General features: G+C 71.1%; 6 protein-coding genes. 3 read left to right on the top strand and 3 right to left on the bottom strand.

What is annotated here, in order from left to right; genetic code table 11:
• Nucleotides 1–233: 233 nt before the first annotated feature.
• On the top strand, nucleotides 234–779 hold the full coding sequence (locus ABZ656_RS56560) for a MarR family winged helix-turn-helix transcriptional regulator (RefSeq protein ID WP_101399964.1): 546 nt from the start codon (nucleotides 234–236) through the stop codon (nucleotides 777–779).
• Here ABZ656_RS56560 and ABZ656_RS56555 read toward each other — a convergent pair.
• Nucleotides 704–1,168 carry a helix-turn-helix domain-containing protein gene (locus tag ABZ656_RS56555; protein ID WP_101399965.1) on the bottom strand — a complete coding sequence of 155 codons (465 nt, stop codon included), beginning with the start codon at nucleotides 1,166–1,168 and terminating at the stop codon, nucleotides 704–706. The two genes, ABZ656_RS56560 and ABZ656_RS56555, sit on opposite strands and share 76 nt — an antisense overlap.
• Nucleotides 1,169–1,312: 144 nt before the next feature.
• Here ABZ656_RS56555 and ABZ656_RS56550 point away from each other — a divergent pair, with 144 nt between their 5' ends.
• Nucleotides 1,313–2,197 (top strand): NADP-dependent oxidoreductase, encoded by an 885-nt coding sequence (locus ABZ656_RS56550; protein ID WP_360280336.1) that lies wholly within the window; start codon nucleotides 1,313–1,315, stop codon nucleotides 2,195–2,197.
• Nucleotides 2,198–2,251: 54 nt separating this feature from the next.
• Here ABZ656_RS56550 and ABZ656_RS56545 read toward each other — a convergent pair whose 3' ends face one another.
• Both ABZ656_RS56545 and ABZ656_RS56540 read right to left on the bottom strand, forming a co-directional pair.
• Nucleotides 2,252–2,980, bottom strand: a complete 729-nt coding sequence (locus ABZ656_RS56545) for an MFS transporter (protein WP_360280340.1) — start codon at nucleotides 2,978–2,980, stop codon at nucleotides 2,252–2,254.
• Between the two features lie 95 nt (nucleotides 2,981–3,075).
• Complete coding sequence (locus ABZ656_RS56540) at nucleotides 3,076–3,894, bottom strand: DUF6597 domain-containing transcriptional factor (RefSeq protein ID WP_360280333.1); 819 nt, start codon at nucleotides 3,892–3,894, stop codon at nucleotides 3,076–3,078.
• A 176-nt stretch (nucleotides 3,895–4,070) separates the two neighbouring features.
• Here ABZ656_RS56540 and ABZ656_RS56535 point away from each other — a divergent pair.
• A partial coding sequence (locus tag ABZ656_RS56535; RefSeq protein ID WP_360280330.1) for a CE1758 family FMN-dependent luciferase-like monooxygenase occupies nucleotides 4,071–4,819 on the top strand: 749 nt, incomplete at its 3' end.

Genomic DNA, 4,819 nt, shown 5'->3' with positions numbered 1-4,819 from the left:
ACGAGGGCCTGTGCCTGGCACGCCGAGAGCACGCACCTGACGCCGCAGGGCCCGCCCTCCGGGCGGACGACGGGAATTTGACGACAGGACCTAGGACCTGTCCGGTTCCCCGTACTCCAGGACCTGTCCGGTCCCCAGGTGGTTTCGCTGGTTGCACGTACGATCTCTGTCTGACGCGGGTGAAGCGGCAGAACAGGCAGAACAGGCAGTAGGGGCAGACGAAGGGGCGTGCCATGTCCGGGAACACGCGTGCGCGGCTGCTCGACGAGCTGTCCACCGTCTCGCGCCGCTACATGGCCTCGTACGCGCTCTTCAACCAGGCCCTCGCCGACCGTCTGAAGCTGCACCCCACGGACATGCAGTGCGTGAACCTGCTCAGCCTGGAGGGCGCGCCGGTGACGACCGGCCGGATCGCGGAGCTGACCGGTCTGACGACCGGTTCGGCGACGCGGCTGGTGGACCGGCTGGAGAGGGCGGGCTATGTCGTACGGCAGCGGGACGCCGTCGACCGGCGACGGGTGCTGGTGGCGACCGTGCCGGAGAAGGTCGCCGAGTTCGGGCGGGTGTGGGACCGGCTGGGCGGCGGCTGGTACGCGCTCTTCGACGAGCTGGCGGACGACGAACTCGCCCTGATCATCGGTCACATGCGCCGCACGGTGGATCTGAGCGCGGAGCAGATCGCCCGCCTGCGGGACGGGGATTTTCAGGAGGCCGACGAGGACCGTCCGGAGCCTGCGGAGCCTTCGGACGAGGCGTTGCCGTCGCCCTCGTCGTCGTAACGCTCCCGCGCCTCGTTGACCTCCTCGATGTGCAGTTCCGCCCAGTCCTTCACGGCGGAGAGCAGTCCGGCGAGGCTGGTGCCGAGGGGGGTCAGTTCGTAGTCGACGCGGACGGGCACGGACGGCGTCACCGTGCGGACCAGGATGCCGTCGCGCTCCAGTGAACGCAGCGTCTGCGTCAGCATCTTGGGGCTGATCCCCGCGAGCTTGCGGCCCAGGTCGCTGTAGCGCATCGACGCCTCGTCCGCCTGGGCGAGCGCGCTGACGACCAGGCTGACCCACTTGTCGCTGATGCGGTCGAGGAGCTGGTTGGTGGGGCAGCTGCGGATGAACGCGTCGTACTCGATCCGCGCCTGCGCACGCCGCTGCGCCGCGGTCGTGGTCGCCATGACTCACCTCCGGGTGATGTACGCACCTTCAGGTGCCTACTTACCAAAGGAGAGTAACTCTTCCTAGGGTTGTTGCAACGGGAGAGAAACCCGGGTGAATCGGGCGAATCGATGCGCCAAGCGCGGGAAACAGGGAGAGCTGACATGCGGGCAGTGGTCGTGACGGAGTTCGGCGGGCCGGAAGCGGTGGAGATCGCGGAGGTCGAGGTGCCGGAGCCGGGGGCCCGGCAGGTACGGATCAAGGTCGCGGCCGCCGCGCTCAATCCGGTCGACGCCGGGGTCCGCGCGGGCGGCTTCGGGGGCGCGGGGCGGCGGCTGGGGCTGGGCTGGGACATGGCCGGGACGGTGGACGCGACGGGTGCGGATGCGGGGTGGAGGGTCGGCGACGAGGTGGTGGCGCTGTCGTACGGGCCGGTCAAGTCCCTTGGCGCGCACGCCGACTACGTGGTCGTGGACGCGGACGCGGTGGCCGGGGCGCCGAGCTCGGTGGACCTCGTCCACGCGGCCACCCTGCCCCTCAACGCCCTCACCGCGGCCCAGGCCCTGGACCTGCTGGCCCTGGAGCCCGGGCAGAGCCTGGCGGTGACGGGTGCGGCGGGGGCGGTCGGCGGGTACGCCGTCCAACTCGCCGCCCACCGGGGTCTCGTGGTGACGGCGGTGGCCCGCGAGAGCGACGAGGAGCTCGTACGGTCGCTGGGGGCGGCCCACTTCGCGCCGGGCGGCGTGGATGGAGTGGACGGGGTGCTGGACGCGGCGATTCTCGGCGCGGCGGCGTTGGAGTGGGTGCGGGACGGCGGGGTGTTCGTGGGCGTCATCCCGGGGGCGCATCCGGCATCCGTACGGGGGGTGCGGACGGACTCGGTGGAGGTCAGCGCCGACGGGGCGCGTCTCGCGGAGCTGGTGGCGCTCGTCGACGAGGGGGTGCTCACGACCCGGGTCGCCGACACGTACGGGCTGGAGGAGGCGGGGAAGGCGCACGCGCGGCTGGCCGAGGGCGGGCTGCGGGGGCGGCTGGTCCTGATCCCTTGAGTCCGCGGGGGTGTCCGGGAGTTCCCGGGAGTTCTCGTGGGTCGTGGTGGGTTCTCAGTTCCGGTCTTCCTGTGCCTTGAGCGGCAGTAGGCGTACGAGGGGGACGCACAGGAGGGTGACCGCGGCGACCACGGTGAGGCTCACGGCGGTGGCGCGGGCCTCACCGCCGCCGGTCCTGAAGTAGACGCTGGTGACGGCGGCGGCCCCGAGTGCGTTCGCGAGCTGCTGGACCGCGCCGAGCGAGCCGCCGGCGCTGCCCGCCTCGGCGGGAGCGATGTCGCCGACGGTCACGTCGTAGAGCGAACCGAAGCACGTGCCCATGCCGAGGCCGACGACCAGCAGGGGCGGGACCAGGGCCCAGCCTCCGGTGTCCGTACCGGAAGTCGCCACGAGGGCCAGCAGAAGGCCGGTCCCCGCGAGGGTGATCGTCAGGCCGAGGAGGACCAGACGGCGTCCCAGCCTGTCGATGAGCCGGTAGCAGGCGATCGAGGCGACGACGATTCCGGTGGACAGGGGGATCAGGCCGAGCGCGGCGCCCGTGGGGGAGCGGCCGAGGCCCTGTTGGAGGAAGAGGGACACGACGTAGAGGAGGCCCGCGACCGCGGCGAAGAAGACGACGCCGAGGACGAGTCCCGAGGTGAAGCCCCGGTTGTGGAGGAGCGAGGGCTGGATCAGGGGGTTCGTCGCGGTGCGCTGGCGGTGGCAGAAGGCGGCGAAGAGGGTCAGGCCGACGGCGGTGAGCGCGGTGCCGGTGGGGGTCCAGCCGTGGGCCGCGCCCTGGATGAGGGCGGAGAGCGGGCGGGGTGTGCGGGGCGAAGCCCCGCCTTGGGGCGCGGGACTGCATGATCGGCCCCCGCCCGCCCGCGGCCGGAGTCGGGTCAGTGGGTGGTGGTTGCGTAGGTGGTGGGGGGTACTCCTACCGTCGCGGTGAAGTCGCGGACGAGGTGGGCCTGATCGGCGTAGCCGAGGTCGGCGGCGAGGGCGGCCCAGTCGACCGGGCCGGCGGCCTCCGCGCGGGACAGGGCCTCGTGGATCCGGTAGCGCAGGATGATCCACTTCGGGCCGACGCCGACGTACGCGGCGAAGAGGCGTTGCAGGGCCCGTACGGTCATCCCCTCGGCGTGTGCGAAGTCGCCGACGTGCCGGATGGTGCGGTCGCCCCGGATGCGGTCCACCAGGGCCATGGCGAGATCGGCCTGGGGATCAGGGCGCGGACCGAGACCGAGGAGGAACGCGTCGAGCGCGGCCACGCGTGCGTCCTCCTCGGCGGGGTCGAGGACGGAGGGGACCGTGGCGGCGTCCACCGAGGGAAACACCGTGTGGAGTGGGATTCGCTCGCCCGTGAGTGACGTGAGGGCCCGTCCCGGCGCGAAGGGGCGGAAGCCCCCCGGGCGGAACTGGATCCCGCACACCCTTCCCCGGCCCTCCAGCTTCTGTGTGAACAGGTCGAGGCCTATGCCGGCCACCTCGCCGAAACCGAGGGGGTCCTGACCCGCGAACCTCTGGAAGACGATGTTCACGGACGGGTGCGGGACCACGTGGGAGGCGTACGGCTCGGGCAGGTCCCAGTCGATCAGCCAGTAGTGCTCCAGGTAGGGGCGGAGCGGCTCGGCGGGTTCGCGGCGGCGGAAGCGGACGCGCGCGAAGAGTTCCGCGGCGTCGACGATGCCTCGGGTGTCACGGCGTGGGGCGGCCATGACGGGATCGTAGGACGGGGCACTGACAGTCGGGGTCGGGGTCGGGGTCGGGGTCGAGGTCGAGGTCGAGGGTCGAGGGTCGAGGGGCTGGGGGTGGATGGTGCGCGGAATAGGGAGGTGGGGTGGATCGTTCAGGGGTATAGTTGAATCGTAAACAACCTGGAGGGTGAGCGACCATGCAGTTCGGGATCTTCAGCGTCGGCGATGTCACACCGGACCCGACGACCGGCCGTACGCCGACCGAGGCCGAGAGGATCAAGGCCATGGTCGCGATCGCGCAGAAGGCGGAGGAGGTGGGCCTGGACGTGTTCGCGACGGGTGAGCACCACAACCCGCCGTTCGTGCCCTCGTCGCCAACCACCATGCTCGGCTTCATCGCGGCGCAGACGGAGAAGCTGATCCTCTCCACCTCCACCACCCTCATCACCACCAACGACCCGGTGAAGATCGCGGAGGACTTCGCGATGCTGCAGCACCTGGCCGACGGGCGGGTGGATCTGATGATGGGGCGGGGGAACACCGGGCCGGTGTATCCCTGGTTCGGGCAGGACATCCGCCAGGGCATCAACCTGGCGGTGGAGAACTACGCGCTGCTGCGCCGGCTGTGGCGCGAGGACGTGGTGACGTGGGAGGGCAAGTTCCGCACGCCGCTCCAGTCGTTCACCTCGACGCCGCGTCCGCTGGACGGCGTCCCGCCGTTCGTGTGGCACGGCTCGATCCGGTCGCCGGAGATAGCCGAACAGGCCGCGTACTACGGCGACGGCTTCTTCCACAACAACATCTTCTGGCCGGCCGACCACACCAAGCAGATGGTCGAGCTCTACCGCGAGCGGTACGCGCACTACGGGCACGGCACGCCCGAGCAGGCGATCGTCGGTCTCGGCGGGCAGGTGTTCATGCGGAAGAACTCCCAGGACGCCGTGCG

Source organism: Streptomyces sp. NPDC007095 (genome assembly GCF_040634475.1).
Taxonomy (GTDB): Bacteria; Actinomycetota; Actinomycetes; order Streptomycetales; family Streptomycetaceae; genus Streptomyces.
This window is presented reverse-complemented; position numbering and strand designations above follow the sequence as displayed.